At 33.2% G+C, this 26,768-nt stretch carries 34 protein-coding genes and 3 tRNA genes; 35 read left to right on the top strand and 2 right to left on the bottom strand.

The window, feature by feature from the left end; all coding sequences use genetic code 11:
• The first annotated feature begins 16 nt into the window (after positions 1-16).
• The 10 genes from IB617_03395 (at position 17) to rpsI (ending at position 5,494) form a co-directional block, all read left to right on the top strand.
• Entirely contained in the window at positions 17-1,252 is a 1,236-nt protein-coding gene (locus IB617_03395; GenBank protein UZE93172.1) for a hypothetical protein, read from the top strand.
• Positions 1,253-1,338: 86 nt separating this feature from the next.
• Positions 1,339-1,557, top strand: a complete 219-nt coding sequence (infA, locus tag IB617_03390; GenBank protein ID UZE93171.1) for a translation initiation factor IF-1 — start codon at positions 1,339-1,341, stop codon at positions 1,555-1,557.
• Positions 1,558-1,567: 10 nt separating this feature from the next.
• Positions 1,568-1,681: a 50S ribosomal protein L36 gene (gene rpmJ, locus IB617_03385; GenBank protein ID UZE93170.1), complete on the top strand. Its 114-nt coding sequence runs from the start codon at positions 1,568-1,570 to the stop codon at positions 1,679-1,681.
• Positions 1,682-1,695: 14 nt separating this feature from the next.
• Positions 1,696-2,085, top strand: coding sequence for a 30S ribosomal protein S13 (gene rpsM / locus IB617_03380; protein UZE93169.1), 390 nt, complete (start codon positions 1,696-1,698; stop codon positions 2,083-2,085).
• 25 nt (positions 2,086-2,110) lie between these two features.
• Positions 2,111-2,563 (top strand): 30S ribosomal protein S11, encoded by a 453-nt coding sequence (rpsK, locus tag IB617_03375; protein ID UZE93168.1) that lies wholly within the window; start codon positions 2,111-2,113, stop codon positions 2,561-2,563.
• A gap of 142 nt (positions 2,564-2,705) precedes the next feature.
• Positions 2,706-3,338 (top strand): 30S ribosomal protein S4, encoded by a 633-nt coding sequence (gene rpsD, locus IB617_03370; protein UZE93167.1) that lies wholly within the window; start codon positions 2,706-2,708, stop codon positions 3,336-3,338.
• A 71-nt stretch (positions 3,339-3,409) separates the two neighbouring features.
• On the top strand, positions 3,410-4,207 hold the full coding sequence (locus tag IB617_03365; GenBank protein UZE93166.1) for a DNA-directed RNA polymerase subunit alpha: 798 nt from the start codon (positions 3,410-3,412) through the stop codon (positions 4,205-4,207).
• A complete protein-coding gene (gene rplQ / locus IB617_03360) occupies positions 4,176-4,526 on the top strand; it encodes a 50S ribosomal protein L17 (protein UZE93165.1) in 351 nt (116 codons plus the stop codon). The genes IB617_03365 and rplQ overlap by 32 nt, the downstream gene beginning before the upstream one ends.
• Entirely contained in the window at positions 4,523-4,900 is a 378-nt protein-coding gene (rplM, locus tag IB617_03355) for a 50S ribosomal protein L13 (GenBank protein ID UZE93164.1), read from the top strand. The genes rplQ and rplM overlap by 4 nt, the downstream gene beginning before the upstream one ends.
• A gap of 18 nt (positions 4,901-4,918) precedes the next feature.
• The gene (gene rpsI, locus IB617_03350) at positions 4,919-5,494 is read left to right on the top strand and encodes a 30S ribosomal protein S9 (protein ID UZE93163.1); all 576 of its coding nucleotides are present in this window, start codon (positions 4,919-4,921) and stop codon (positions 5,492-5,494) included.
• 87 nt (positions 5,495-5,581) lie between these two features.
• Here rpsI and IB617_03345 read toward each other — a convergent pair whose 3' ends face one another.
• Positions 5,582-5,869 carry a hypothetical protein gene (locus IB617_03345; GenBank protein ID UZE93162.1) on the bottom strand — a complete coding sequence of 96 codons (288 nt, stop codon included), beginning with the start codon at positions 5,867-5,869 and terminating at the stop codon, positions 5,582-5,584.
• A gap of 144 nt (positions 5,870-6,013) precedes the next feature.
• On the opposite strand from IB617_03345, the gene IB617_03340 reads away from it, so the two are divergent.
• A complete protein-coding gene (locus tag IB617_03340; protein UZE93161.1) occupies positions 6,014-6,709 on the top strand; it encodes a PD-(D/E)XK nuclease family protein in 696 nt (231 codons plus the stop codon).
• Positions 6,710-6,743: 34 nt separating this feature from the next.
• Here IB617_03340 and IB617_03335 read toward each other — a convergent pair whose 3' ends face one another.
• A complete protein-coding gene (locus IB617_03335) occupies positions 6,744-8,000 on the bottom strand; it encodes a hypothetical protein (GenBank protein ID UZE93160.1) in 1,257 nt (418 codons plus the stop codon).
• Between the two features lie 335 nt (positions 8,001-8,335).
• Here IB617_03335 and IB617_03330 point away from each other — a divergent pair, with 335 nt between their 5' ends.
• The 24 genes from IB617_03330 (at position 8,336) to deoC (ending at position 26,766) form a co-directional block, all read left to right on the top strand.
• A complete protein-coding gene (locus IB617_03330; protein UZE93159.1) occupies positions 8,336-9,337 on the top strand; it encodes a rod shape-determining protein in 1,002 nt (333 codons plus the stop codon).
• A complete protein-coding gene (locus tag IB617_03325; protein ID UZE93158.1) occupies positions 9,334-10,251 on the top strand; it encodes a hypothetical protein in 918 nt (305 codons plus the stop codon). Before IB617_03330 ends, IB617_03325 begins: the two co-directional genes overlap by 4 nt.
• Before the next feature lie 8 nt (positions 10,252-10,259).
• Positions 10,260-10,832, top strand: a complete 573-nt coding sequence (gene frr, locus IB617_03320; protein UZE93157.1) for a ribosome recycling factor — start codon at positions 10,260-10,262, stop codon at positions 10,830-10,832.
• 9 nt (positions 10,833-10,841) lie between these two features.
• On the top strand, positions 10,842-11,921 hold the full coding sequence (locus tag IB617_03315; GenBank protein UZE93156.1) for a site-2 protease family protein: 1,080 nt from the start codon (positions 10,842-10,844) through the stop codon (positions 11,919-11,921).
• Positions 11,922-11,926: 5 nt separating this feature from the next.
• Positions 11,927-13,237: a proline--tRNA ligase gene (locus IB617_03310; GenBank protein ID UZE93155.1), complete on the top strand. Its 1,311-nt coding sequence runs from the start codon at positions 11,927-11,929 to the stop codon at positions 13,235-13,237.
• Positions 13,218-14,261, top strand: coding sequence for a rod shape-determining protein (locus IB617_03305; protein ID UZE93154.1), 1,044 nt, complete (start codon positions 13,218-13,220; stop codon positions 14,259-14,261). The genes IB617_03310 and IB617_03305 overlap by 20 nt, the downstream gene beginning before the upstream one ends.
• 10 nt (positions 14,262-14,271) lie before the next feature.
• The gene (gene gatC, locus IB617_03300; GenBank protein ID UZE93153.1) at positions 14,272-14,559 is read left to right on the top strand and encodes an Asp-tRNA(Asn)/Glu-tRNA(Gln) amidotransferase subunit GatC; all 288 of its coding nucleotides are present in this window, start codon (positions 14,272-14,274) and stop codon (positions 14,557-14,559) included.
• On the top strand, positions 14,559-15,998 hold the full coding sequence (gene gatA, locus IB617_03295) for an Asp-tRNA(Asn)/Glu-tRNA(Gln) amidotransferase subunit GatA (protein ID UZE93152.1): 1,440 nt from the start codon (positions 14,559-14,561) through the stop codon (positions 15,996-15,998). The genes gatC and gatA overlap by 1 nt, the downstream gene beginning before the upstream one ends.
• A gap of 11 nt (positions 15,999-16,009) precedes the next feature.
• Positions 16,010-16,525, top strand: coding sequence for a hypothetical protein (locus IB617_03290; protein ID UZE93151.1), 516 nt, complete (start codon positions 16,010-16,012; stop codon positions 16,523-16,525).
• A gap of 69 nt (positions 16,526-16,594) precedes the next feature.
• Positions 16,595-16,665, top strand: a tRNA-Met gene (locus IB617_03285).
• Position 16,666: 1 nt separating this feature from the next.
• Positions 16,667-16,739 (top strand) — tRNA-Met (locus IB617_03280).
• A gap of 4 nt (positions 16,740-16,743) precedes the next feature.
• A tRNA-Asp gene (locus IB617_03275) sits at positions 16,744-16,817 on the top strand.
• Between the two features lie 200 nt (positions 16,818-17,017).
• Positions 17,018-18,070 (top strand): phenylalanine--tRNA ligase subunit alpha, encoded by a 1,053-nt coding sequence (gene pheS, locus IB617_03270; protein ID UZE93150.1) that lies wholly within the window; start codon positions 17,018-17,020, stop codon positions 18,068-18,070.
• 14 nt (positions 18,071-18,084) lie between these two features.
• Positions 18,085-20,154, top strand: a complete 2,070-nt coding sequence (pheT, locus tag IB617_03265; GenBank protein ID UZE93149.1) for a phenylalanine--tRNA ligase subunit beta — start codon at positions 18,085-18,087, stop codon at positions 20,152-20,154.
• 86 nt (positions 20,155-20,240) lie between these two features.
• Positions 20,241-22,166, top strand: a complete 1,926-nt coding sequence (locus IB617_03260) for a type IIA DNA topoisomerase subunit B (GenBank protein ID UZE93537.1) — start codon at positions 20,241-20,243, stop codon at positions 22,164-22,166.
• A 16-nt stretch (positions 22,167-22,182) separates the two neighbouring features.
• Positions 22,183-22,380, top strand: coding sequence for a preprotein translocase subunit SecE (secE, locus tag IB617_03255; GenBank protein ID UZE93148.1), 198 nt, complete (start codon positions 22,183-22,185; stop codon positions 22,378-22,380).
• A 4-nt stretch (positions 22,381-22,384) separates the two neighbouring features.
• On the top strand, positions 22,385-22,930 hold the full coding sequence (nusG, locus tag IB617_03250) for a transcription termination/antitermination protein NusG (protein ID UZE93147.1): 546 nt from the start codon (positions 22,385-22,387) through the stop codon (positions 22,928-22,930).
• A gap of 18 nt (positions 22,931-22,948) precedes the next feature.
• Complete coding sequence (rplK, locus tag IB617_03245) at positions 22,949-23,374, top strand: 50S ribosomal protein L11 (GenBank protein ID UZE93146.1); 426 nt, start codon at positions 22,949-22,951, stop codon at positions 23,372-23,374.
• Positions 23,375-23,391: 17 nt separating this feature from the next.
• On the top strand, positions 23,392-23,925 hold the full coding sequence (locus tag IB617_03240) for a dCMP deaminase family protein (protein UZE93145.1): 534 nt from the start codon (positions 23,392-23,394) through the stop codon (positions 23,923-23,925).
• A 107-nt stretch (positions 23,926-24,032) separates the two neighbouring features.
• Positions 24,033-24,731 carry an FAD-dependent thymidylate synthase gene (gene thyX, locus IB617_03235; protein ID UZE93144.1) on the top strand — a complete coding sequence of 233 codons (699 nt, stop codon included), beginning with the start codon at positions 24,033-24,035 and terminating at the stop codon, positions 24,729-24,731.
• A gap of 107 nt (positions 24,732-24,838) precedes the next feature.
• On the top strand, positions 24,839-25,138 hold the full coding sequence (locus IB617_03230; protein UZE93143.1) for a hypothetical protein: 300 nt from the start codon (positions 24,839-24,841) through the stop codon (positions 25,136-25,138).
• Positions 25,101-25,415 carry an NYN domain-containing protein gene (locus IB617_03225; protein UZE93142.1) on the top strand — a complete coding sequence of 105 codons (315 nt, stop codon included), beginning with the start codon at positions 25,101-25,103 and terminating at the stop codon, positions 25,413-25,415. Before IB617_03230 ends, IB617_03225 begins: the two co-directional genes overlap by 38 nt.
• Positions 25,416-25,480: 65 nt before the next feature.
• A complete protein-coding gene (tmk, locus tag IB617_03220; GenBank protein UZE93141.1) occupies positions 25,481-26,098 on the top strand; it encodes a dTMP kinase in 618 nt (205 codons plus the stop codon).
• The gene (deoC, locus tag IB617_03215; GenBank protein UZE93140.1) at positions 26,095-26,766 is read left to right on the top strand and encodes a deoxyribose-phosphate aldolase; all 672 of its coding nucleotides are present in this window, start codon (positions 26,095-26,097) and stop codon (positions 26,764-26,766) included. Before tmk ends, deoC begins: the two co-directional genes overlap by 4 nt.
• Positions 26,767-26,768 lie beyond the last annotated feature (2 nt).

The raw sequence follows: 26,768 nt of genomic DNA, 5'->3' as shown, positions 1-26,768 counted from the left end.
ATATAATATATAAAGTATGACAAGGAAAATCTGGGACATTTTACCGCCTGAAGAACCTTCTTCCTCTTTAAAAATGGAAAAACCATTAGTAGAAGAGAAAGAAGAATTACCTAAAAAAATCAAGATAAACTGGGTTTGGTTTTTAATTCCTTTATCCTTAATAATAGCTGTTATCGTTGGTTTTCAGCTCTCAAAAGTTGAGATTAAAATTTGGCCGGAGACAAAGACAGATTTTTCTAAGACAAACTTAACCATAGATACAGAAGTTGAAAAACCTGATTTTGAAAACAAAACTATTCCCGGTCAATTTCTTAAGATTGAAGAAAGTATCTCTGACAGTTTTTTATCTTCTGGCAGAACTTTAAAGAAAGCAGAAGGTATTATTAGACTTTATAATGCTTATAGTACAAAATCCGAAAATTGGTTAGCAGAAACAAGATTTGTATCCTCTGAAGGAAAACTATATAAATCAAAAGATAAAATTGCTGTGCCTGGAGCTGAAATCGAAAATGGAAAAATTATCCCAAAATATGTTGACGTTCCGGTAATAGCTGCTGAAGCAGGTGAAGATTATAATATTGGACCTTCCCATTTTTCTATTTTTGTTTTCAGAGGAACTCCAAGGTATACTAAATTTTACGGAGAGTCTTTTGAAGAAATAAAAGGAGGAGGAGATTCACCTCAAATTACTACAGAAGATATAGAAAATGCAAAAGAGAGTGTCTCAAAGAAAGCAAAAACAAAAGCTGCGGTAAGTTTAGAAAACAAGGTTACAGATGAATTCGTATTTTTGGACGACATTTTAGAGACAGAGATTAAAGACATATTTTCTTTAGCAAAGGAAGGAAATGAGGTAGAAAGATTTAATTCCGGAGCAACGGTAGAAGCTACTACGATTATTTTTAAAAAAGAAGAAGTCCAAAATTTTGTAAAAGAATTTATCTTTTCTGAAACTCATGAAGAAAAATTACTCTACGAGGAGAGCTTAAAAATAGATTATACTCCTCAAATTGTTGATTTTGAATCTGGGAAGGTTGTTCTCTCTTTGAGTTTTTCAATTAAGATGTATCCCGATATTAATTTACAACTTTTAAAGGAGTCGTTAGTCGGAAAATCCTTAATTGAAACAAAAATTTTTCTGGAAAAACAATCAGAATTTATCAATATAGAAATTAGATTTTGGCCATTTTGGGTGAAAAGTGTACCAGAGGATTTAAATAAAATTGAGATTAAATATCCTATTATAGATTAAAGTCTATTCTAAAAGGGCTTGTATTAAGTAAAGCCAAAGTGTTGACTAAAATTTAAATTTTTGGTAAATTAATCAATTATCAATCATTGGTGAAAAACAAAAAAATTAAAAAATATGGAGTAGTTTTAGAGGCTCTACCAGCTGGTAATTTTCGTATAAGATTAGAGGATGGGAAAGAGGCATTATGTCATCTTGCCGGAAAGTTGAGGATATATAGGATTAAAGTTTTACCAGGTGACAAAGTAACGGTAGAGCTAAGCCCCTATGATGAAAAGAGGGGAAGAATAGTTTATCGAAATAAATAATTAGCTTTTTATGAAAGTAAAATCATCTGTAAAAAAAAGGTGTCGACATTGTAAGGTTGTTCGGAGAAAAGGACGGGTTTATATAATATGTAAGAACCCTAAACATAAACAAAGACAAGGATAAAAAAAGTAAATACAATGCCAAGAATTGCCGGAGTTAATATACCAGAAAACAAACAAATAGAAATAGCTTTGACCTACATTTACGGAATAGGTCTTTCTTTAAGTAGTAAAATTCTTATACAAACCAGCATAAATCCTTTTAAAAAAGCAAAAGATCTTACACCCGATGAAATTAACCGTTTAAAAGAAATAATTGAAAGAAATTATAAAGTAGAAGGAGAAGTGAAAAGAGGGAAAATGATGGCAATTAAAAGATTAAGAGATATCGGGACATGGAGGGGTCTTCGTCATGCTAAAGGATTGCCTGTTAGAGGTCAGAGAACCAAGACAAACACCAGGACAGTAAGAGGAAATGTAAGGAAAACTGTAGGTTCAGGCAGAAAACCGCCTCCAACCTCAAAATAGAATAATATCAAAAAATATTACCACTATGGGTAAGAAACGTGTTGTTGTTAAAACTAAAGAAGAATTATTAAAAGAGAGAGAAAAAGTAGAAGCAGCTGTAAGGAAAGAAGTTAAAATAAAAGCTCCTCAGAAAGTAAAAGAGGGGAGAATTTATATTTATTCTTCGTATAATAATACACTCTTAAGCTTAACTGACCTTGAAGGAAATGTTTTATACTGGACTTCGGCGGGTAGAATTGGTTTTAAAGGTACAAAGAAAGGCACTCCTTTTGCTGCTTCAAAGGTAGCTGAAGCAATGAGTCAAGTGGTAGATAAATTGAAGATCAAAAAAATTAAGGTTTTAGTTAAGGGAATAGGTTCCGGAAGGGACTCGGCAATAAGAAGTCTGGCGGCTCGGCGTTTGGATATAATCTCAATTAAAGATGTAACTCCTGTTCCCCATAACGGTTGTCGGCCTAAAAAACCAAGGAGAGTGTAAGAACCTCACCTTCGGTGAGAACCTTGATTCTTTGAATTAAGAACCATTCGTCGCTCCGCTCCTCAGAACCTTGATTCTTTGAATTAAGAACCATTCGTCGCTCCGCTCCTCAGAACCTTGATTCTACGAATTAAGAAATAAGATGATAAATGCGAAGTGCAAAATTTGTCGGAGAGTAGGTGAAAAACTTTTTTTAAAAGGCGAACGTTGTTTTTCGCCAAAGTGCGCTATGGTAAAAAGGGCTTATCCTCCCGGTCAAAAAGCAAAGAGAAGAAGAAGAAGTCGTCCTTCAGAATATGCAAAGGAGTTGAGAGAAAAACAAAAATTAAGAAACTGGTATAATTTAAGAGAAAAACAGTTTAAAAATTATATAAAGAAGATACTGGGAAAAAGAGGCAAAGTAAAAGATACCTCAGCTTTACTGATTCAAATGTTAGAGTTTCGTTTAGATAATGTAGTTTTTAGATTAGGTTTCACTCTTTCAAGAGCTAAAGCAAGACAATTAGTGTCGCATAGGTTTTTTATGGTTAATAAAAAAGCCATGAATATTCCCTCTCACCAATTAAAAAAAGGAGATGTTATTTCCCTAAAACCTAAAAAATCTGGAAGGAAGGTTGTGAAAGAAATTAGAGCTTTAATGAAAAAACAAAAAGTTCCGAGTTGGCTTGAATTAAATACCGAAAAATTAGAAGGGAAAATAGTTGGAATTCCTACTTTAGAAGAAGTATCTCCACCGGTGGAAATACCAACTATTTTCGAGTTTTATTCAAGATAATTTCAAGGAGCAGGAAATGGAAAATAAGAAAAATCTTTATTCCCCTTCTCTTGTTGCTTGTTTTTTAAATCATGATTCCTTTACCCCTTAAGCCAAAAGCTATTAAAAAAGAAAAAAATAAAGCCATTTTTGAAATAGAAGCTCTTTATCCGGGTTATGGAGTCACAATTGGAAATTCTTTAAGAAGAGTTTTACTTTCTTCTTTAGAGGGTGCTGCGCTCACCCATGTTAGGATAAAAAATGTTTCCCATGAATTTTCAACTATTCCCGGCGTGCTCGAGGATGTAATTGATATTCTACTTAATTTAAAAAAGTTAAGATTTAAGATTTTCACAAAAGAGCCTCAAAAAGCTGTTTTAAAGGTAAAAGGTGAAAAGAAAGTGACAGGTTCTGATTTTAAACTTCCAGCCCAATTAGAGTTAGTGGATAAAGAAGCCCATATTGCCACTTTGACCGAAAAAAAAGCAGAATTAGAGATAGAAATTCAGGTTGAAAAAGGAACAGGATATGTACCAAAAGAAGCAAGGAAGAAAGAAAAATTAGAAGTTGGAGTAATTCTTTTGGACTCTATCTTTACTCCGGTAAAAAGAGTGGCTTTTAAGGTAGAGAATATGAGGGTGGGGAAGAGAACAGATTTTGATAGGTTATTTTTAGAGATTGAGACTGATGGTATTATATCTCCCCAAGAGGCATTTTTCAGAGCTTCAAAGATTTTATTAAATCACTTTGATTTATTTTCTCAGACCTTCAAAAAGGAATCCTCCTTAGTTAAAGCTGAAGATAAGAGAAAGAGAGAGTTGAAAAAAGAACACGATAAAACAGTTAAAAGCAAAAAACATGAAAAAAAGAAAAAAAGGAAGAAAGCTTAGCAGGAAAAGAAACCAAAGAAGAGCACTTTTGAGGTCTTTGGCCAGAGAATTTTTCTTAAAAGAAAAGATTAAAACTACGAAAGCTAAAGCTAAAGAGCTTTCTATTTTTGCCGAAAAACAAATTACTAAAGCCAAGAAGGCTGATCTGTCAGCAAGAAGACTATTAGCTAAGAATTTTTCTTCACAAATGGTAAAAAAAATAGTCGAGGAAATAGCTCCGAGGTATAAAGAGAGGAAAGGAGGATACACAAGAATTATTAAATTGGGACCAAGAAAGAGCAACGGGGCAAAAATGGCAATAATAGAATTAGTAGAATGAATGGCAACCATTTAGCTATGCAACGGAAAACTCATACTATTGATGCTGAAGATAAAGTTTTGGGTAGGCTAGCTAGCAAAGTCGCCATTCTTTTGCGTGGCAAACAAAAACCTGACTTTGTACCCTATAAAGATATGGGTGATATTGTAATTGTTAAAAATGTTGAGAAGTTAAAAATTACGGGAAGGAAAATGGAGCAGAAAAAATATTATCGATATTCAGGATATCCCGGTGGATTGAAAGAAATTCCTTTAAAACGACTTTTTAAGACAAAACCTGAAGAAGTTTTAAAAAAAGCAGTTTATGGGATGTTGCCAAAAAATAAATTAAGGTCAAAACAGATAAAAAGATTAAGATTTGAAAAATCTAAATAGGTTTTAAATTAATATTATATGGTAAAAGCTAAAACAGAAACAAAAACTAAAACAAAAACTAAAACAAAAACCAAGAAAAAACCTAAAGCTCCTAAGAAAGAAAAGAAAAAGAAGAAAGTAGAGAAACCCTCCGTAGTCAAGGATGTGGAGGACAAGAGAAGAAAAGAAATCCGCCAGCTGGCGGAAAAAAAGGTTAGTAAACCTGATAAATATTATGAATCTCAAGGGAGAAGAAAGACATCGGTAGCCAGGGTGAGAATTTGGACTAAAGGAGAGAAAGAATTTTTAGTTAACAAAAAGCCATTGGAAAAATATTTTCCTATTCTTGAGCTTCAAAAAACTGCTTTAGCTTCTTTAGAAAAAATGAAGTGCATAGATAAGTTTAGGATTTCAGTAATCGTGAAAGGGGGAGGTATTTCCGGTCAAGCAGAAGCTATTCGTCATGGAATAGCCAGAGTACTTGTTCTTTTTAACCCCGACTTTAGAAAAAGATTAAAAAAAGCTGGCTTTTTAAGAAGGGATTCAAGAATGAGAGAAAGAAAAAAGTTTGGTTTAAGAAGAGCCAGAAGAGCAAAGCAGTGGAGGAAACGCTAAAGCGTTTTCGTAACCCTGAGTCTTGTGATAATCTTATATAAAAAAATAATCTCTTTTAAAAAGAGATTTTTTAAAAAAGGATATAGTTTAAAGATTATTGAAGGTATATGATAAGACTTTAAACAGGTCAAGGATAGCTTCTCTAATGAATTTCGTTAATATTTGCTTTAAAATTTCACGAGCTTCTCGATTTTCCCTTATATTTTTCCAAAAAAATATTTTCCTGAGTAATTCTTTATGATGGTCTTCTAAGACACTTTTTTCTACGATATTTTTCAAATTATCCAATGCACTTATCAAAAGTTCTCCTGATAAATCTTGATTAATCTTTTCTAAGGCCTTTAGAATTTCATCTGATGGCTTACCTGATGACATTTTTAAAACACCTTCTTTATATTATAACAACAAAATAATTTTTCAAGCGGAAAATAGTTTATATATCGAGTAAAATTCCTCGACAATTAACCCCGGATTTGTTAAAATTACCATACACAAAAACATACTAGACCCTAATTTATTATGCTCAAAAAACTTATCAACCAATTTTACTTAGACCGCCAAAAAGATAGAGAAAGGACCCGTTTTTATATTACCGACGCTGGAAAATGTCCAAGGGCAATATTTTATAAATTCAAAAAAGCTCCCAAAGAAGATATGGAAGCGAGAATCTTAAGATTGTTTGAGCACGGAGATTATATACATCAGCTTATTATGAAGCCTTTGTTGAGTTTGAGAAAGATTCATGTGGTAGCGTCAGAGGTTAATATCCCTCCCAAAGAATTAATCGCTGGAAGGGCTGATGCAATCATTAGTGACGGAAAAGATTTATATATTGTTGACATCAAAAGTATGAACAGTATGATTTTTAGAAATCTAAAAGAACCTAAAGTAGAAAACGTTGACCAGCTTCAGCTTTATTTACATTTTTTCAAAGTATCAAAAGGAATTTTGCTTTACGTTAATAAAGATAGCCAGGAATTAAAAGAATTTTTAGTAGATTATGATAAAAATAGAGCCCGGGGACTTTTGAAAAAATTAACCGAGCTAAAAAGAAAGATAGATTCAAATATTATTCCTTCCCAGCTCGCTGATTATCCCCTAAGTTGGCAATGTCGTTATTGTCCGTTTAAAGAAGTCTGTCAGATGACAGGAGGGGGAAATGTAAACTGGGAAGAATTTAAGAAAAGAATTCAGGCGCAAAACAAAACCGCTTAAGGTTCAAGTTTCACCCTTTAAGTTTCAAGAGTTTTTAGGGAGTCAGTTTATTTGAAACCCATAGACTTTCTTTAGCTAAGACATAGAGTCTTTCATTAATAGAGTTCCAGAATATTTTTAGATTTCCCCGGTCTTTAGTAGATTCTCCGTGGTTCTTAATAAAAGATGAAAACTCAGCTAATTGAATAATATTTATTATATCTCTATTGTCAATTTCAGTAATTTTTATATTATTCTCGGTGCTGAAAATCAAATGATTTGGTGTTATCCAGAAAACATCTTTGATTTTTTCTGAAAGGCGGAGTAAAAACATATTTTCTCCTTTTTCCCTTTTTGGCTGCTTTGGACTTTCTTTCAGGAAAAAAATTTGAATTTCGTAATTAGAGAAATAGACTATCTTTTCAAAATCAGGAGAGATTTTTAGAGACTTTATTCCTTCGAAGAAATTTTCGAATAATTTTGTTTCTTGATTTAATAAATGCAGAGATTTCCCTCCTTCTATTAGAAAGACAAAGTCAGAAAAAACATATAATTGATAGTCGGTTTCCTGTTTTAAAGGAAAAGGCACTCTTGTGATTTCTTCTGCTTTAGAGAAAGAACTATCCGATTTGTAAAGATAACCAAAATTATCCAGATAATAAACTTCTTCATTGATTTGTTGAGAGGTTATAATATTTTCCAGAGGTGGTAAAGTTTTTTCAGTTTCTTTTAAGAAAGGGGGGCTCTTATCGATTTCTAAAACAAAACTCTTCTTTTTTCTTAATTGTTCTTCAATTAAAGTATCAAAATATATTTTCTTTCCGTCTCTGGAAAATTCCAGGTCAAATAAATCAGCTCCTTTACTTGAGATATCACTTTCTTTAAGAAGGTGGCTCTTTAAGTTTTTCTCTAAATCATAAATTTTCAATTCCCAGATATCTTCTTTCTTTTCTTTAAAAATCATTTTTCTTTCGTCGGGAGAAAGCCAAACATCTTTAATTCCTTTTGATAAAAAACTAAAATTAATATCATTTGGAAAAAGAACAATATTTCTAGCTTCTGTAACCTCCTTTTCTCTTATTTCTAAGTTTTTTTCCCAATCAAAATACCCCTCTTTTTTTACTTTAACATTATATTTTTTTGGTAAAAGATTTTCAATTAGAGCTGAACCAAAAAGAAAATCAGTTTCTTTTGATAATTTTTCGTCTAAATAAATTTTTGTTTGTTTCGGTTTTATTTTAAAGAAAAGACCGCCCGTTTGGATCAATTTTTTGTTTTTAAAATCAAATCTATATCCCTGAAAATAAAACACCAATAAGGGTGCTGAGATAATAAATATAAGGAAAAATAGAAACAATAGAATTTTGCGAGTTTTTCCTCTCATTTTAAACATTATATTTGTTTTAAATATTAACTTCAAGAGCCATTAACTTATAGAGGACTATTTTTTGACTTCTTTTTTTTTGAAAGTTGCAAAATTTGAAAAGATAAGTTATCTTTAAAGAGGAAAAAGATAATCTTTTAAACAGACTTTCCTATATCGGAGGGGGGGGGCGAGAGTGAGTGTCCACCACTCTCAGGTTTCCCCCATGTAGGAAAACAGGCTTTCGCCGAAGGCGAGCGACCTGATTATGTATTAGCACTACTATGAGAATTGGTATTGATTTAGGAACCTGCAATTCAGTTGTTTTTATTCCTAAAAAAGGAGTGGTTTTACAAGAACCATCAGTAGTGGCAGTAGCCATAGCAGAGAATGAGATTTTAGCTGTGGGAAGAGAAGCTAAAGAAATGATGGGACGTACTCCCGATACAATCCGTATTTATCGACCTCTTAAGGACGGAGTGATTGCTGATTTTAGAGTAACCCAGGCAATGCTTAAACATTTTATTGATAAAACGATGGGTCATTTTCGCCTTTTCAAGCCAGATTTGATGATTGGTGTTCCAGCCGGTATTACTTCTACTGAAAAAAGGGCGGTAATTGAAGCCGGCATGAATGTCGGAGCGAAAACAGTTTATTTAGCGAAAGAGCCCATCTTAGCAGCTATTGGAGCGGGGGTTCCAATTGATAGTTGTTCCGGTAATATGATTGTTGATATTGGGGGAGGGACAACTGAAGCTGCAGTGATTTCTTTGGGTGGAATTGTTAATTTTCATTCTATAAGAATAGCAGGAGATAAAATGGATATTGCTATTTCTGATTATATTAGGAAGAAATACAATTTAGCTATCGGAGAACAAACATCAGAGGAGATAAAGAAGAGAATCGGTACCGCTCTTCCCGAGAAGGAAGAAAAAAAGATGGAGATTCGAGGAAGAGATATGTCTTTAGGATTACCTAAAAATATTAAAATTTCGTCAAATGATATGTGCGAAGCCCTCTCTGATATTCTTTCCGAGATTATTCACGTAATTAAATTAGTACTTAGAGATACTCCACCTGAACTGTCGGCTGATATCATGAATAAAGGGATGGTAATGACAGGAGGAGGTTCTCTATTAGATAATCTTCCAGAATTAATTGCCAAATCCATAGGTGTTCCAGCTATTTTAGTTGAGGACCCGTCTTTATGCGTAGCAAAGGGAACAGGAGTAATGTTAGAAAATTTAGACCTCTATAAAAAAACAATAATGAGGAAGAAACAGTGATTATTGGCCATAAAAAACAACAAGAGTTTTTAAAAAAAATAGTTAGCTCAGGAAAAATTCCTCATGCTTTACTGTTTACCGGACCCGAAGAGTTAGGTAAAAGAACAATAGCTTTAGAGCTAATTTCTTCTCTTTTTAAAGAAGAACTGTCTCGTCATCCAGATTTTATTTTGATTGTCCCAAGAACAAAACATCCCAGACCAGAACAAAGTTCGGTTGGGCGCAACACCCCCGCTCCGAGGTCTGCTCTGGTGCGTGAGCAGATTCAAATTGCTCAGATTAGAGAGCTTAATTGGAAATTATCCTTAAAACCTATAAAAGCACCTCTTTTAGGCGTAATAGTTGATAAAGCTCATTTAATGACCCGGGAGGCCCAAAACTGTTTTTTAAAGAGCTTAGAAGAACCAAAAACTAAAAGTCTTTTAATTTTAATTACAGAGCATCCAGGTTATCTTTTACCTACTATCCTTTCAAGGTGTGAAAATGTTAAGTTTTACTCCGTGAAAAATGAAGAAATAAGTCTTTACTTGAAACAAAAAAAAGTTCCGAAGGAAGATATTAAACAAATTGTTGAACTTTCATTAGGGAGACCCGGAAAAGCTATTAATTTTTTGCAAAACTCCGAGAAATTAGAACAGAGAAAGAAAAAGATAAAAAAATTGGAAAAAATTTCAAATTCTCCGCTTTCTTTACGTTTTCAATATGTTAAAGAATTATCCCAAAAAGAAGACCTGAAAGAAACATTGGATGCTTGGTTGTTTTATTTCAGAAAGAATTTACTTTTTGCTAAAAACAGACCAAATTTATTAAAAATAAAAAACATTCTCGACGCTATTCAAGAAACAATTTATGTAATTTCAACCACGAACATTAACCCAAGATTAGCTTTAGAAATATTAATGATGAAGCTTTAAGCCATTTTATGTCAGAAGAAAGAATTTCTTACAAAGACATTATTGAAAAAATAAAACCTGAATTAGAAAAGGTTGTCAATTTTTTAAATAGAGAATTGCAAAAAATTAGAGCCGAGAGAGCTTCTCCTTCTTTAGTTGAGAATATTAGCGTCGGATATTTTGGCAAGATATATTCTTTGAAGCAGTTAGCTGCAATATCAATTCCCCAGCCAAGAGAGATTTTGATTCAACCCTGGGACAAATCCTATATCGAGGAAATTGTAAAGTCTTTGGAAAAAAGCAGTATAGGGGCTTCACCAATAGTTGACAAAGCCCTAATTAGAATCACCCTGCCGCCTTTAAGCGAAGAGTTTAGAAATGATTTGATTCGTTTAGTTATTGAGAAACAAGAACAGATTAAAAAAACAATCAGGAAGTGGAGAGATGAGGCTTGGAAAGAGATACAGGAAGCATTTAGAGAAAGCAAGCTTAGTGAAGATGATAAGTATAAAGGAAAAGATGAACTAGAGGATTTGATAAAGGAGTTTCAAGAGAAAATTGAAGAAATAGTACAAAAAAAGAAAAAAGAAATAGAAGGTTAAAATGGTTAGATGATTTTAACATTTATAATAGGTCTTATCAGTCTTATTAGTTTAATAACTCTTCATGAGCTGGGTCATTTTATATTGGCTAAAAAATTTAGAGTAAAAGTTGAAGAGTTTGGGATAGGTTATCCTCCAAGAATAATTGCAAAAAAAATTGGAGAAACTATTTATTCTCTTAATCTTTTGCCCTTCGGTGCTTTTGTCAGGATGCCGGGAGAGATTGAAAAAAGCCGTGATCCTCATAGTTTTTCTCGACAATCGGTTGGAAAAAGATTTTTGATTGCTTTGGGAGGGGTGCTTTCTTTTTGGGTAATAGCAGCAATTCTTTTTAGTATTGTCTTTGGTCTCGGCGCTCCTGTTATGATTGAAGATGAAGAAATTTCTAATTTTTTAAATCCTAAAGTCAATATTATAGATATAGCTTCAGATTCGCCGGCTGATATTGCGGGTTTAAAAGTAGGAGATATAATAAAAGGTTTTAAGATTGGAGGTTTGAGGTTTGATGTAACGAAGATTAAAGAAATAAAAGAGATTATTAACCAGAATAAAGGTCAGAATATTATTTTGATAATTGAGAGAGAAAAAGAGGTTTTCGAAGCTTCTTTAATACCAAGAATTTTGCCGCCCGAAGGTGAGGGACCAATGGGAGTAGCTTTAATTAGGACGGCAATTCAAAAACATCCCTGGTATTTAGCTCCTTTTAAAGGAATTGTGACTACGGGGAAGATTACTTTGGCTGTAATTCAAGTTTATATTCAAGCTCTTGAAAACTTATTTTTAGGCCAGCGGACAGGAATAGAGATAGTAGGACCTGTTGGAATCTTTCAAATGTTAACTCAGACTCAACGATTAGGATTAATTTATTTTTTGAACTTTCTATCTTTAATTTCTATTCAATTAGCCATATTTAATCTTTTACCTATTCCGGCAGTAGACGGAGGTAGAATTTTATTTTTAGCAATTGAGGCCGTAAGAAAAAAACCAGTTTCTGAAAAAATTCAACAAAAAATGATTGCTTTTTCTTTTATGGCTTTGCTCTTGCTAATGGTTTGGGTAACAATAAAAGATATAGCAAGAATTTTCTAAAACATATGCTTCAATCCCAACTTTTCACAAAAACTAAAAAGAAAATAGCAAGAACTGCAATAGCTATTAGTCATAAATATTTAATTAAAGGGGATTTTATTGAGCAATCAATTAGCGGAGTTTATAGATTTTTACCCTTAGGATTTTTAGTTTTGAAAAAAATTGAAAAAATTATCCGGGAAGAAATGCTTGAGCTGGGTGCTCAAGAAGTATATTTGTCAACTTTTCAAAATAAGAATCTTTGGCAGGAAACTAAACGCTGGAATGCTATGGATCCACCTCTTTTTAAATTGAAAGACCGCCACAATAAAGAATTAGCTTTGGGTTCTACCCATGAAGAGGAAATGGTGGATATGGTCCGAAAAAGAGTTAGTTCTTACCAAGATTTACCTTTCTTTCTCTTTCAGATTCAGAATAAATTCCGTAATGAAATGCGGGCTACCGGCGGACTCTTAAGAACAATAGAATTTATAATGAAGGATTTATATAGTTTTCATTCTAATAAGAAAGACTTGGTCAATTTTTATGAAAAAATAAAAAAATCTTATTTTAAAATCTTTAAGAGGTGTGGGTTAAAAACAGTTTGCGTTGAAGCAAGTTCTGGTACAATTGGCGGCAAGCTTTCTCATGAATTCATGGTCATATCTAATATTGGCGAGGATAAGATTTTACTTTGCAAAAAATGTAATTACGGAGTAAATATTGAAGTGATGGGTAGAAACAAAAAATGTCCCCAATGTAAAAGTCCATTGGAGACTAAAAAATCAATTGAAGTAGGACATATCTTCTATCTGGGGACAAAGTATAGTAAGGATATGAACGCTAAATATAAAGATAAAGACGGTAAAGAGAAATTTATTTTAATGGGGTGTTATGGAATTGGCCTTCCCAGATTAATGGCAACCTCGGTTGAAGTCAATAGCGATAAAAATGGAATTATTTGGCCAAAGGAAATAGCTCCTTTTCAGATTCATTTAATTTCTCTTGATAATACTAAAAATGTAAGAAAAAAGGCAGATGAAATATACAGGGATTTATCCGTTTCTGCTTCTCAGAAGAGGAGTTGCGGTAGATCCGCCGTAGCCTCCGGCATAGGTGGACAAAAACAAAATATTGAAATATTATATGATGATAGGAAAGATAAATCAGCAGGAGAAAAGTTTGCAGATTGTGATTTGATAGGTATTCCAATGAGGATTGTTGTTTCTGAAAAGACGTTAAGGAAAAACTCTGTTGAGTTAAAAAGAAGAGATGAAAGTAGAGTAAAATTAATAGAAATTACTAATTTAAAAAAGAATGTTGAAAAAAATCTTTAAAGCTTTATCAGAGGATATTGCTATTGATCTTGGTACTGCCAACTCTGTGGTCTATGTACGTGGAAGGGGTATTGTTATGCAAGAGCCTTCGATAGTTGCTGTAAATAAAAAAACAGGTCAGGTTTTAGCAATTGGTTCTGAAGCTAAAAAAATGGTAGGGAGAACCCCTTCTTATATTGTGGCAACCAGACCTTTAAGGGCCGGAGTGGTTTCTGACTTTGAAGTCACAGAACAAATGCTGAGGTATTTTATTGAGAAAACCAGGAAAAAAAGGTGGCTCAGACCAAGAATTATCATTGGTATACCTTCCGGAGTAACTGAAGTAGAAAAAAAAGCAGTGATTGATGCTGCAAAATCGGGGGGAGCAAGAGAAGTTTTCTTAATTGACGAACCAATGGCATCAGCCATTGGAGCTAGATTGCCCGTTCAGGAAGCAGGCGGGAATTTTATTGTCGATATCGGAGGAGGTACAACAGAGGTGGCAGTAATTTCCTTAGGAGGTATAGTTTTATCAAAAAGTCTTAGAATAGCTGGAGATAAGCTTAATGATGACATAATTCATTTTGCCCAGGAAGAATATAAACTATTAATCGGGGAGAGAACAGCTGAAATGATTAAAATTGGTATAGGTTCAGCCCATCTTTTAAAAGAGAAAAAAGAAATTCCAATGCGAGGAAGAAATTTAGTAACTGGTCTTCCTGAAGAAGTTTTGATTTCTCATAGGGAAGTAAGGAGGGCGATGGAAAAATCTATAGGAAGAATTGTGACAGAAATTAAAATAGCTATTGAAGAGACACCGCCTGAACTTTTAGCTGACGTAATGACAAAAGGAATTTATTTGTCAGGTGGCGGAGCTCTTTTAAGAGGATTAAATGTATTAATTCAGAAAGAGACAAGGATACCAACAAGAATTATTGAAGACCCAATGACAGCTGTTGTTAGGGGAGCGGGGATGGTTTTAGAGAATTTAGATGAGTTAGAGGAAGTATTGGTGGAGACAGCAGAGTTAGAACCTCCACATTAATATTACATTTATGATTTCCAAAAAAGAAGTTCAACATGTAGCTAATCTTGCCAGATTAGGATTGAGTGAAAAAGAAATGGAGGAAATGCAAAAAGAGCTATCTGCGATCTTAGATTATATCGAGAAATTAAAAGAAGTTGATATTTCAGGTGTTGATTTTTTTATTTCTTCAGGAAAGCTTAAGAATGTAATGAGAGAAGACAAAGAGGATGAAAAATCAAAACTAAAAAATAAAAAATTATTAGAATTAGCACCCGAAGAAAAGGGCGGATACCTGAAGGTAAAACAGATACTTTAATGGAATTAATAAATCTTACAATAAAAAAAGTTCACCAAGGTCTATTAAAAAAAGAATTTTCGGCAGTAGAATTAACCAAAGCATATTTAGAAAAGATTAAAAAAGAAGATAAAAAAATTCATTCTTTTTTAACTGTTTCTGAAGATTCAGCTCTCTCTGAAGCAAAAAAGGTAGATGAGATGATTTCTAAAGAAAAGGAAATTTCTTTCCTTGCAGGAAGTCCGGTAGCTATAAAAGATAATATCTTGGTGGAGGGAATAAAATGTACTGCAGGTTCTAAGATTTTAGAAAATTACATAGCTCCCTATGATGCTACTTGTATAAAGGAATTAAAGGAACAAGGAGCTGTAATTTTGGCCAAAACAAATCTGGATGAGTTTGCAATGGGTTCTTCTACAGAGAATTCTGCTTTTGGTCCGACGAAAAACCCGATTGATTTAACCAGAGTACCTGGAGGCTCTTCAGGAGGGTCAGCTGCTGCAGTAGCTGCCAATTTTTGCCTTTTTGCTTTAGGTTCTGATACAGGAGGTTCAATCAGACAACCTGCTTCTTTTTGTGGCCTGGTTGGCTTAAAACCTACTTATGGTTCTGTATCAAGATATGGCTTGATTGCTTTTGCTTCTTCTTTAGACCAGATAGGACCCATTACAAAAACGGTTCAAGATTGTAAAATTGTATTTGATGTTATAAAAGGAAAGGACCCATTAGATTCTACTTCAGTCGAATCTAAAATTTCCAATATTCAATATCCAATTTCCAATTTAGTTATTGGTGTTCCCAAAGAGTATTTTGTTGAAGGGACTGACCCTGAAGTGATAAAATTAATAAAAAAGGCAATAAAAAAATATGAAAAAGAAGGAGCTAAAATTGAAGAAGTTAGTCTTCCTCATACAGAATATGCTTTACCGTGTTATTATATAATTGCTCCTTCTGAAGCTAGTGCCAATCTTGCTCGTTATGATGGAATTAAATACGGATACTCAATATCCAACAATCCAACAATCAAACAATCCAACAATTTATTGAATGTTTATTTAAAAAGTAGGGGAGAAGGTTTTGGAAATGAGGTGAGAAGAAGAATAATGTTAGGGACATATGCTCTGTCCTCGGGTTATTATGAAGCTTATTATGTAAGAGCCCAAAAAGTTAGAACATTAATTAAAAAAGATTTTGATAAAGCCTTTGAAAAAGTCGATGTTATTTTTACTCCTACTTCTCCAACCCCTGCATTTAAATTAGGAGAGAGAGCCAAAGACCCCTTACAAATGTATTTATCTGATATTTTCACTGCCTCTGTTAATTTAGCTGGATTGCCTGCAATATCCGTTTCCTGCGGTAGAGTTCAAAATTTACCTGTTGGCTTGCAAATTATTGGGAAGCCCTTTGAGGAGGAAAAGATAATGAATATAGCTGAGGTTTTGGAAAAAGAATATATTTAAAGAATACATTTATGACCTTAGATAATATAATTCAATTTATTTTAAACCCCATTCTTCCTGACTGGCTTTTGATTGTAAAATTTATCTTTTTAGCTCTAAATTTATTTTTCATTGTAACAATTGTTCTTGTTTTACTTAGAACCACCTGGTTAAAAAGACTAATATTTTGGGACATTAAAGAATACTTAACTTTTCGACATTATGGATTACCAAGAATCGATAAGAAATGGGTTAAGATTAGAGAAAAATTGGATACAGGCAGTGAACCTGAAGCAAAGTTAGCCATAATTGAAGCAGAAGCTATTTTGAACGATATTTTACAAAAAGAGGGTTTTTTAGGTCAGACTTTAGAAGAGAGATTAAACAAGTTAACTACCAACGTTATTGAGAATATTGAAGAAGTCAGAGAGGCTCACAAAGTATGTTTGAATATTGTTCATGATATAAGTTATCGCTTGGATATAAAAGAGTCAAAAAGGGTTTTAGATGTATACGAAAAAGCTTTGGTTGATTTGGAGGCGTTGTGATAAGTTGTCCTGAGCCCGCGCCGAAGGATTGACTCTTGTGTTCAAAAAAGCTAAAATTAGCGATATTGTCGCGGTGTAGAGGAGTAGTACCTCGCCAGTCCCATAAGCTGGAGGCCCTGGTGCAATTCCAGGCACCGCAAAGCCGGTGTAGCTCAATGGTTAGAGCGATAGCATCATAAGCTAGAGGTTACAGGTTCGAGTCCCGTCACCGGCACCCTGGGGACGTAGCTCAATTGGTTAGAGCTCGTGATTGTCGATCACGAGGTTGCGAGTTCGAGTCTCGTCGTCCCCGCAAAATTAGATAGAATTGTATGTAATTGGATGTAATTGTATATCAAAAAACAGAAAGAAAAAATAATGTAATTTTTTTTATATTTATTTCTTCTGTTTTTTTTATTTTAAGGAGGTTTATTTGTGCACAGTTTTACCTTGATTTAAGGCAAAAATTAAGGTAAAATTAATAGTAGAAGGAACTTATTTTTTAGCGAAGAAATGAAAAAAATTAACTTAAAAAACATTGAAAAAAGGGCTGAAAAAGAGATAAAAAAGAGCCAAAATTTAACTGAGTTGAACGATGTTTATAAACAATATTTAGGAAAGAAAGGTGAACTTTCCCTGGTTTTGCGTTCTCTGAAAAAGATGCCAAAGAAAAAAAGAGTAAAGGTTGGGAAAGAAGCAAATAAGCTTAAAGCTGTTTTAGAAGAGAAGATTGTTAAAAAAAGCCTGAAAATTAAAGAAAAGGCAGGTGTAAGGAGAGAAAAAGAGGAGTTTTTTGATATTACAATCCCCGGGAAAAAGCCGGCTGTTGGTCATTTACACCCCTTGACCCAGACTAAAATAGAAATCGAAAAGATATTCCAGTCAATGGGCTTTTCAATTATTGAGGGTCCTGAGCTTGAAAATGAGTGGTATAACTTTGATGCTTTGAATTTTCCCAAAAACCATCCAGCTCGAGATATGCAAGATACTTTGTTTATAAAGCAAAGGAATAGAGAAAATCTTCCTTCTCGAAATAAGTTTTTAATGAGAACCCAAACTTCTCCTGTTCAGGTTCGTTACATGGAAAAGAATCAGCCTCCTTTAAGAATTATTGTTCCTGGCAGGGTATTTAGGCACGAGGCAACTGATGCCAGACATGAGATTAATTTTTACCAGGTTGAAGGATTAATGGTTGATAAAACAATTTCTGTTGCTAATTTTAAAGCAATAGCAAAAAAATTTTTCAAACAATTTTTTAAGAAAGATTTAAAAGTTCGCCTTCGACCGGGTTATTTTCCCTTTACAGAACCTTCTTTTGAAGTAGATGTTCAGTGTGCAATATGTAATGGGAAAGGTTGCAGTACTTGTGGTCAGAGTGGATGGTTAGAGGTTTTTCCGGGAGGGATGGTTCATCCTAATGTTTTCAAGAATTCTGGTTTAAGCCCTAAAAACTGGCAGGCTTTTGCTTTTGGTATGGGTATGGATAGAATGGCTATGCTTAAATATAAAATCAATGATATTAGGTTGTTTTATGGAGGCGACCTCAGATTTTTAAATCAATTTTAATTTATCTTATCACTATGCTTTTTTCTTATAACTGGTTACAATCATTTTTTAAGAAAAAACTGCCAAAAGCCAATAAATTAGCAGAGGTTTTAACAATGCACAGCTTTGAGGTTGAAGAGGTAGAAAAAATAGGAAAGGATTGGGTTTTAGATATTGATATTTTGCCCAATAGGGGACCTGATTGTTTTTCTCATTTAGGTATTGCTCGAGAGATTTCTGCTGTTTTAGATACTAAATTAAGATTTGAAGACTATTCTTTAAAAGAGGGAAAATATAGAGCAAAGGATTTTATAGAACTAAAAGTTAAAAGCAAAAAAGACTGTTTAAGGTATACAGCCAGAGTTGTTACAGATGTCAAGATAGCTCCTTCTCCAAAATGGCTTCGGGACAGATTAAAGATTTTAGGTTTAAAACCGATTAATAATGTGGTTGATATTGCAAATTACGTGATGTTGGAAACAGGTCAGCCATTACACGCTTTTGATTTGGATAAAATTTTAGACCAAAAGATAATTATCAGGAGAGCTAAAAAAGGAGAAAAAATTATTACTTTAGACAATGAAAGATATAAATTAAATAAGGATATTTTAGTTATTTCGGATGTAAAAGACCCTTTGGCAATTGCCGGGATAAAAGGCGGGAAAAAGGCCGAGATAACAAAAAAAACAAAAGTTATTGTGTTAGAGTCTGCTAATTTTAATCCAAGAGTTGTTCGTAAGGGTTCCAAAAAAATAGATTTGAAAACAGATGCTTCATGGAGATTTGAACATGGTTTGGATTTGAATTTAACCGAATTTGGAATAAATGGAGCAGCTTATTTGATTGGAAAGATTGCCGGAGGCAAAATCTGTAAGGGATTGGTTGATTTTTACCCTAAAAAAGTTTCAATAAAGAAAATTAAATTAGATTTAGATTATGTCGAGAGTTTGCTGGGAGTTAGAATTTCAACAAGCAGAATAAAAAATATTCTAAAGCGACTTGGTTTTAAATTTCTCAAATCATCAACCAATCAACTTATGATAGAGATTCCTAGTTTTAGACTGGATGTTTCAATTCCTGAGGATTTAATTGAGGAAATTGGAAGGATTTATGGTTATGAGAAAATTCCTTCTGTTTTTCCTAAAGCTGCTTTGATTCCGCCTGAAAGAAATCTTAATGTTTTCTGGGAAGATATGACAAAAAATATATTAAAGGAAGCAGAATTTACTGAGATTTATAGCTCTTCTTTTATTAATAAGGAAGAAGCTAAATTATTCGGTTATAGAAATTTTCAGTTGATTGAGACAGAGAATCCGATTAGTGCTGACTTTCAGTATTTAAGGCCAAGTTTGATTCCAAAAGTTCTAAAAAGCTTTCAGGAGAATCAAAAGTTCCTGCCCGCCAATCGCTTGAGCTCAAGGCGATGGCAGGCGAGTTTCAATGATATTAGAATTTTTGAGCTGGGAAAGATTTTCAAAAATGAAAAAGATAAAGAAAAAACAGCTCTCACAGGTTTAATGACAGGTGAGGTATTTTATGAGGCAAAAGGTGTTATAGATTTGCTTTTGAATAATTTGGGAATAAGCGATATTTGGTATGACCAATATCAACCAACACCAGAAGAATCAAAAGCTTTTGTCTGGAATTCCAAAAGGCGTGCTGAGATTAAGATAGGTAATGAGGAAGTCGGTTTTCTGGGAGAGATTTCTTCTAAAATTACAGAGGCCTTAAAATTAAACGCTAAAGTAGTGATTTTTGATTTTGATTTTGAAAAACTACAAGAACTTGTTTCAGAAGAACAGGAATTTAGACCAATTTCTCCTTATCCATCTGCTGTCAGAGATATAGCGGTTTTGGTTCCGAGAGATGTTTTAGTTGAGGAGGTTTTAAATAAAATTGAGGGAACTGGTCTTAATCTGATTAAAGATGTTGACCTTTTTGACATTTACGAAGGAGAAGAAATAGCTGAGGGAAAAAAGAATTTGGCTTTTCATATAATTTATCAAGCAGAAGACAGAACACTAACTTCAAAAGAAATAGATGATATTCAAGAGAAAATAATTAAAGTCTTAGAAAAAGATCCTGAATGGGAGGTAAGGAAATAATTATTAATAATCTCAACTTATAATTAGCAATGGTGAAAAAAACAAAAAAAGTAAAAAAGTTAAAGAAGAAAAAGAGTATAAAGAGGATGAAGAAAAGTGAAGAAAGTAAGTCAAAAACATATACGGCAAAAGATATTTATGTATTGCATGGCTTAGAACCTATTAGGAAAAGACCGGGAATGTTTATTGGGTCGACAGGGCCTGATGGTTTGCATCAATTAATAAAAGAATGTGTTGGAAATAGCATTGATGAAGCCATAATGGGTTACTGCAGCGATATTAAAATTACGTTTTTGCCGGGGAATAGAGTTAAGGTTGAAGATAATGGAAGAGGTATTCCGGTAGACAAACACCCTCAAACAAAAAAATCCGCTTTAGAGACAGTGATGACAACTCTACATACGGGGGCGAAATTTGGAGGAAAGGTTTATGTTTCTACTGGTGGATTACATGGTGTTGGTATTTCTGTGGTTTGCGCTCTTTCAACATATATGAGAGCTGAAATTTGTCGGGATGGTTTCAGATATTTCCAAGAATATTCGCGGGGAAAGCCAAAGACAAAAGTTGAAAAAATTGGCAGGTGCAGGACAAGCGGAACAATAATTATTTTTGAACCAGATTCAGCAATTTTTAAAGAGATAAAATTCAACAAAAAGAAAATTTTAGATTATCTCCGTCAGCAAGCTTATTTAACTAAAGGTTTGAGAATTACCTTTATAGACAAAACGGTTAAACCTAATACCGGTTATAGTTTTTATTTTGAAGGAGGAATAGTTTCTTACGTTAAATATTTGGTTCGAGGCCGTACTCCTCTTACCGAGAACGTTTTTTATTGTTATGGAGAAAAAAACGGAATTATAGTTGAAGCTGCTTTAATTTATACAGACGAGTATGAGTGTATTGAAGATAGTTTTGCCAACAATATCTATACTCATGAAGGAGGGATGCATCTGACGGGTTTTAGAAGTGCCTTAACCAGGACATTTAACGACTATGCCAGAAGAAATGAATTTATAAAAGAAAACGGCAATAACTTTACAGGTTTTGATACCAGAGAAGGATTAACGGCGATAATCTCCATTAAAATCAGAGAACCTCAATTTGAAGGTCAGACAAAGGCAAAATTAGGTAATTCTGAAGCCAAAGCAGTAGTGGAGCAGGTGATGGGCATGTCTTTAATGGATTTTTTAGAGAGAAACCCAATTGACGCCAAATCAATAATTCAAAAATTTATTTTGGCTCAAAAAGCAAGAAAAGCTGCCAAAGCTGCCAAAGACATAATTTTAAGAAAGAGAGTTTTAGATGGCCTGGCTCTACCGGGAAAGTTGGCTGATTGTTCTTCTAAAAAAGCAGAAGAGTCAGAATTATATATAGTGGAAGGCGAGTCGGCAGGCGGAAGTTCAAGACAGGCCAGGGATAGGCATTTTCAAGCCATATTGCCTCTGCGCGGTAAAATTTTGAACGTGGAGAGAGCTCGACTGGATAGAATTCTTTCTTCAAAAGAAATTAAATCTTTAGTTATTGCTTTAGGTACTGCTATTGCCGAAGATTTTAATATCGAGAAAGCAAGATATCATCGTATAATCATAATGTGCGATGCAGATAGTGACGGAAATCATATTAAGGCTTTACTCTTGACTTTATTTTACCGTTATTTTAAACCTTTAATTGAAAAGGGTTACATATATATTGCCCAGCCCCCTCTTTATAAGATTCAGGTTGGAAAAGAAATTAAATACGCTTACACCGAAGACCAGAAATTCAGCATTTTAAAGGCAATAAAGAAAAATATTAAACCCTCTATTCAGAGATACAAAGGATTAGGAGAGATGAATGCAGGAGAATTATGGGATACAACAATGAACCCTGAAAATAGAACATTACTTCAAGTTAATATTGAAGATGCAAGAGAGGCAGATAAAATTTTTGATACTTTAATGGGGAAAGAAGTTTTATCAAGAAAAAAGTTTATCCAAAGTTATGCAAAAAAAGTAAAAAATCTTGACATTTAATATTAAAAATAACACTATGAATTTTAGAAACATTCCAAAGGACATCACTAATTTTTTAAAGGAAGTTAAATTAGAAATAAAGAAGGTTAACTGGCCGAGAAAAAAAGAAACTGCAAGGGATACCTTGATTGTAATTGGTGTTTCAATAGTTGTTGCTATATTTTTAGGTGGAATAGACTTCATTTTTACCAGAATATTGAATAAATTCCTATAAAACTATGCCAAAACAAAAACTACCCCAAAAAAGAAACTGGTATGTTCTACACACTTATTCGGGATATGAAGAATCTGTAGCTAAAAATCTGAGGCAGAGGATTGAGTCTTTAAGTATGGAAGATAAAATCTTTAATGTTATTGTCCCTAAAGAAAGAAAAATAAAGATTAAAAGCGGTAAAAGAAAAGTGGTTGAGGAAAAAATTTATCCAGGTTATGTTTTAGTTGAAATGATTGTTACAGATGACTCTTGGTATATTGTAAGAAATACTCCTAATGTAACGGGTTTTATTGGAGCTGGAACTATCCCTATTCCGGTTTCTGAAGAAGAGATTAATAACTTGAAAAAGAGGATGGAAATAGAGGAGCCCCAATTTAAAATTGAGGTTAAGATTGGTGATTTAGTAAAAATTACAGATGGTCCTTTTAAGGATTCAGATGGCAGAGTTTCAGAGATTGATGAAGAAAAGGGAAAGATAAAAGTTTTAGTGGATATGTTTGGCAGGGACACCCCAATAGAACTTGATTCTCTTCAGGTGAAAAAACTATAACTGTTTTCTAATTTCAATATGGCTAAAAAAATCACAGCTGTAATAAAATTACAAATTCCAGCAGGTCAAGCTACTCCTGCTCCTCCGGTGGGGCCTGCTTTAGCTCAGCACGGTCTGAACATTGCTGATTTTTGTAAGAAGTTTAATGATGTAACCAAAGAAAAACAGGGTTCTGTAATTCCGGTAATAGTTAGTGTTTATGAAGATAAAAGTTATGATTTTAAGGTAAAACAACCTTTGGTTTCTGATTTATTAAAAAAAGCAGCAGGTATTGAAAAAGGTTCAGGAGAGCCCAACAAAAAAAAGGTAGGTAAAATTACAAAAGAACAGTTAAGAAAAATAGCCGAACAGAAAATGGCTGATTTGAATACTGAAGATGTAGAAAAGGCAATGAAGATTATTGAAGCTACAGCTAAAAATATGGGAATAGAGATTCAAGGATGAATTAGCATTACAAATCTATGAAAAAAAGACCTCCAAAGGATAAATATTATTTAAATATTGCAAAAGAAATTGCCCAACGTTCAACCTGTTTTAGAATGAAATTTGGAGCAATTATTGTAAAAGATGATGCGATTGTGGCTACCGGTTATAATGGAGCTCCGAGAAAAACAAGGGATTGTTTTGAAAGAGGTGAATGTTTAAGAGACAAATTGAAAATTCCTCACGGTAGACAATACGAACTCTGCCGAAGCGTGCACGCAGAGCAAAATGCATTAATAAATGCAGCCCGTTCGGGAGCAAGCGTGTTGGGTGGAGATATGTTTATTTACTGTGAAAATATACAGGGGAAGGTGGCTGATGCTTTTCCTTGCTTTATTTGTAAAAAAATGCTCATTAATGCTGGTTTGAACAGAGTAGTTTGTTCCACCAACGATGGAGAATACAGAATTTTTAATGTTCAAGATTGGGTTAAAGATTGGCAGGAAGGAGATGTCTTAGATGATAAACAACAATACGGCCGGGACCAAAACAAGAAATTAAAAGAAGTTTAAAGATTTTTAAAGCCATTTATAGTCTCTGTTAATTTGACAGAGTTTTTTGTTTGTGTTAGGAAATAATATTCGTTAAAAAATTAATATAATTGGAATGGTAGAAAAAATTGGTAAAGATTTTGAAAAATGAAGGAAATTTCGAAATTGTAGCTGTAACCTATGGACTGAAAGGAGAGAAACCTTTGCAATTAATTGAGTTAGCAGGTAGGGTTTCTTACCAATCTCAAGGGAAAATCACTGATACTTCAGCAACGAAATTTGTCGAGATGCTAAGAAAATTAGGGCATGAAAGCGTTCTTGAATTTTCTTCAATGATTGTGCAATTCAATAATGTTTCCAGGGGTTTTACCCATGAGCTTGTGCGTCACCGTTTAGCTTCTTATGTTCAAGAATCAACCAGAAGAGTTGACGAGAGTGACTTTGAAGTAGTTATTCCTCCCACAAAAGATCCCGATGAAAAACTTGTTGAATTAATCTTGCCCAACGACAAAAAGATAAAAGTTTCTTTTAGAGATTGGATGGATTTGAACGAACAAATGTATCGAGGTTTAAGAAAAGCAGAATGGAAATGTGAAGATTCTAGACAGGTAATTCCAATAGGAATAAAATCACAGATTATCGTGGGGGCAAATTTTAGAGAATGGCGGCATATTTTTAAACTTAGATGTGCTCCTGGAGCTCATTGGGAAATTAGAAGGGTAATGATTAATCTCTTAAAAGATGTTCAAAAAAGAGTTCCAATAGTTTTTGATGATTTTAAGGTCAGTGAAGATGGTAAAAGTGCAGTAATAATAAACAGAATTTAGTAAGGCTTTTTAAGAGAGATTTCTTTGAAGCCTCTTTTTTTTGTTGACAAAATGATTTTATTGCGGTATTTTAAAATAAACTAAAGTGTTTAAGAGGTAAAAAAAAGTTGGAAAGATTTGAAAGAAAAGAACCGATTATTTTTATTTTTGTTGATGGAGATAATCTCAGGTTTATAGAAAAAAGTGAAAGTGTTAGTAAGTTAAGCTACATCAAGCTCTTTAAATTTATTATTAGAGAATATTTCGAAGGCAAAAAGATTAATATTTCATTCTTTTTTAGCACTGCGGAAGTCGGTAAAAAACAAAAACAAAGAAGGAACGGAAAAGGAAGAAGATTCTTTAAGAAAAGTAGATTTTATTTGCAACATATTGAGCGAGCAGCTAGAAGATATAAGAGTAACATATAAAGGATTCCCATTATCCAAAGATAGCGTAGATGTAGTCTTGGCTTCTTGTATCTATGAGACATTGTTTGATTATAAACGCAAGATTGAGAAAATAGTTTTACTTTCAGGTGATAGAGATTTTAGTCGAGTCCTTCGGAGAGCTAAGAAGGAGGGAATAGAAGTCTGGGTAATATCTGGAAAAGAAAGCTGTGCAGGGCTGTTAAAGGGAATCGCAAATAAAGTTCTTTACATTGAAGACTTTGTTCAACAAAGTCCAGAATTATGTTTGTCATCATAAAAGGGTTTCTTAAGACCCCTTTTTTTTACTTTTGAAATTTTATATAATTAGTCTATAATTAACCAATGGAAAAAAATACTTTTTTGGTTTTTGAGGGATTGGATGGAGCTGGAGGGGAAACCCAGACTAAATTACTGAGTAATTTTTTGAAAAAAGAAAAAATTCCCTTTGAAAAATTAAGTTATCCTGACTATCGAGGTCCGATTGGGAAATTAATCCACCAATTTCTTCATAGAGAATATGAATTTTCGCCAGAAAATCAGTTTTTGCTTTACTTTTCTGACTTTTTAAAGGATAAAGAAAAAATCAAAAAATGGCAGCAGGAAAGAAAATTTATAATTTCAGATAGATATTTTACTTCGACCTTAGCTTATCAATGCCAAAAAGGGTTCCCTTTAAAAACTGCTTTAAAAATCGCTGAGCTTTTTGACTTGCCAAAACCTGATTTAGTGATTTACCTGAAGATTTCACCTGAAACCTCCATTAAGAGAAAGTTTAGCGAAAAAAGAAGTTTAGATCGTCATGAGGCGGATAAAAAATTTCTAAAGGAATTAACTAAGTCCTACCAAAAACTAATTAAAAAACAAACTTTTAGTCGTTGGATTATGATTGATGGAGAAAAATCAATTGAAGAAGTATTTTTGCAGGTAAAAGAAATAATTATTAATAATTTAAAATTATGAAAAAGTTAAACAAAAAAAATATAGCTAAAATTATTGACCATACCAATATAAGAATTGACGCTAGCATCAAAGACATTAAAAAGCTTTGCCAGGAGGCAAAAGAGTATGGTTTTCGGTCAGTTTGTGTTAGACCCAAATGGGTAAGGTTAGCTAAAAAACAATTAAAAGGGACTAAAATTAAAATTTCTGTTTTAGTCGATGCACCAATGGGTTTGAGTTCACATCAAAAAAGAGTGAAAGCATGTAAGAAGGCAAAAAAAGACGGAGCAGATGATTTGGATGTGGTAATGAATGTTGTTGATTTAAAATATGAAAGATACAATAAAGTCTCAAAAGATTTAAAAGGAATTTGTAAAATTTTACCTACAAAAATAATTATTGGTTCAGGATTTTTAACAGATGAAGAAATTGAAAAAGCTTCCCAATTGGTTAAAAAGGCTAAATGTTTTTGTGTAAAAACTGCCACTGAAAAAGATCCTCTGGAAAATAGAGAAATGAAAGAAAAATTACATCATTTAAAATTAATGAAAAAATCAGCTCCTGGTCTTAAAATAAAGGCTTCTGGAAAAATCAGAACTTTAAAGGACGTAAAAGAGGCAGTAAAAGCCGGAGCTAATATTATTGGCACAAGTTCTGGAATTAAGATAATAAAAGAATTAAAGAGTTAAAA

Source organism: Candidatus Nealsonbacteria bacterium, assembly GCA_026016225.1.
Taxonomy (GTDB): domain Bacteria; phylum Patescibacteriota; class Minisyncoccia; order Minisyncoccales; family JANBVM01; genus Nealson33H.
This window is presented reverse-complemented; position numbering and strand designations above follow the sequence as displayed.

Excerpts from the sequence above, each read along its gene's own strand:
- frr (UZE93157.1), top strand. The coding sequence starts at position 10,260 with ATGTCAGAAGAAAGAATTTCTTACAAAGACATTATTGAAAAAATAAAA.
- deoC (UZE93140.1), top strand. The coding sequence starts at position 26,095 with ATGAAAAAGTTAAACAAAAAAAATATAGCTAAAATTATTGACCATACC.
- IB617_03345 (UZE93162.1), bottom strand. The coding sequence starts at position 5,869 with ATGTCATCAGGTAAGCCATCAGATGAAATTCTAAAGGCCTTAGAAAAG.
- IB617_03365 (UZE93166.1), top strand. The coding sequence starts at position 3,410 with ATGATTCCTTTACCCCTTAAGCCAAAAGCTATTAAAAAAGAAAAAAAT.
- rplM (UZE93164.1), top strand. The coding sequence starts at position 4,523 with ATGAATGGCAACCATTTAGCTATGCAACGGAAAACTCATACTATTGAT.
- pheS (UZE93150.1), top strand. The coding sequence starts at position 17,018 with ATGAAAAAAATTAACTTAAAAAACATTGAAAAAAGGGCTGAAAAAGAG.
- tmk (UZE93141.1), top strand. The coding sequence starts at position 25,481 with ATGGAAAAAAATACTTTTTTGGTTTTTGAGGGATTGGATGGAGCTGGA.
- secE (UZE93148.1), top strand. The coding sequence starts at position 22,183 with ATGAATTTTAGAAACATTCCAAAGGACATCACTAATTTTTTAAAGGAA.
- IB617_03395 (UZE93172.1), top strand. The coding sequence starts at position 17 with ATGACAAGGAAAATCTGGGACATTTTACCGCCTGAAGAACCTTCTTCC.
- IB617_03260 (UZE93537.1), top strand. The coding sequence starts at position 20,241 with ATGAAGAAAAGTGAAGAAAGTAAGTCAAAAACATATACGGCAAAAGAT.
- IB617_03330 (UZE93159.1), top strand. The coding sequence starts at position 8,336 with ATGAGAATTGGTATTGATTTAGGAACCTGCAATTCAGTTGTTTTTATT.
- rpsK (UZE93168.1), top strand. The coding sequence starts at position 2,111 with ATGGGTAAGAAACGTGTTGTTGTTAAAACTAAAGAAGAATTATTAAAA.
- rpsM (UZE93169.1), top strand. The coding sequence starts at position 1,696 with ATGCCAAGAATTGCCGGAGTTAATATACCAGAAAACAAACAAATAGAA.
- rplK (UZE93146.1), top strand. The coding sequence starts at position 22,949 with ATGGCTAAAAAAATCACAGCTGTAATAAAATTACAAATTCCAGCAGGT.
- IB617_03305 (UZE93154.1), top strand. The coding sequence starts at position 13,218 with ATGTTGAAAAAAATCTTTAAAGCTTTATCAGAGGATATTGCTATTGAT.
- nusG (UZE93147.1), top strand. The coding sequence starts at position 22,385 with ATGCCAAAACAAAAACTACCCCAAAAAAGAAACTGGTATGTTCTACAC.
- rplQ (UZE93165.1), top strand. The coding sequence starts at position 4,176 with ATGAAAAAAAGAAAAAAAGGAAGAAAGCTTAGCAGGAAAAGAAACCAA.
- IB617_03340 (UZE93161.1), top strand. The coding sequence starts at position 6,014 with ATGCTCAAAAAACTTATCAACCAATTTTACTTAGACCGCCAAAAAGAT.
- pheT (UZE93149.1), top strand. The coding sequence starts at position 18,085 with ATGCTTTTTTCTTATAACTGGTTACAATCATTTTTTAAGAAAAAACTG.
- IB617_03240 (UZE93145.1), top strand. The coding sequence starts at position 23,392 with ATGAAAAAAAGACCTCCAAAGGATAAATATTATTTAAATATTGCAAAA.
- IB617_03290 (UZE93151.1), top strand. The coding sequence starts at position 16,010 with ATGACCTTAGATAATATAATTCAATTTATTTTAAACCCCATTCTTCCT.
- gatC (UZE93153.1), top strand. The coding sequence starts at position 14,272 with ATGATTTCCAAAAAAGAAGTTCAACATGTAGCTAATCTTGCCAGATTA.
- rpsD (UZE93167.1), top strand. The coding sequence starts at position 2,706 with ATGATAAATGCGAAGTGCAAAATTTGTCGGAGAGTAGGTGAAAAACTT.
- IB617_03310 (UZE93155.1), top strand. The coding sequence starts at position 11,927 with ATGCTTCAATCCCAACTTTTCACAAAAACTAAAAAGAAAATAGCAAGA.
- rpsI (UZE93163.1), top strand. The coding sequence starts at position 4,919 with ATGGTAAAAGCTAAAACAGAAACAAAAACTAAAACAAAAACTAAAACA.
- IB617_03315 (UZE93156.1), top strand. The coding sequence starts at position 10,842 with ATGATTTTAACATTTATAATAGGTCTTATCAGTCTTATTAGTTTAATA.
- gatA (UZE93152.1), top strand. The coding sequence starts at position 14,559 with ATGGAATTAATAAATCTTACAATAAAAAAAGTTCACCAAGGTCTATTA.
- rpmJ (UZE93170.1), top strand. The coding sequence starts at position 1,568 with ATGAAAGTAAAATCATCTGTAAAAAAAAGGTGTCGACATTGTAAGGTT.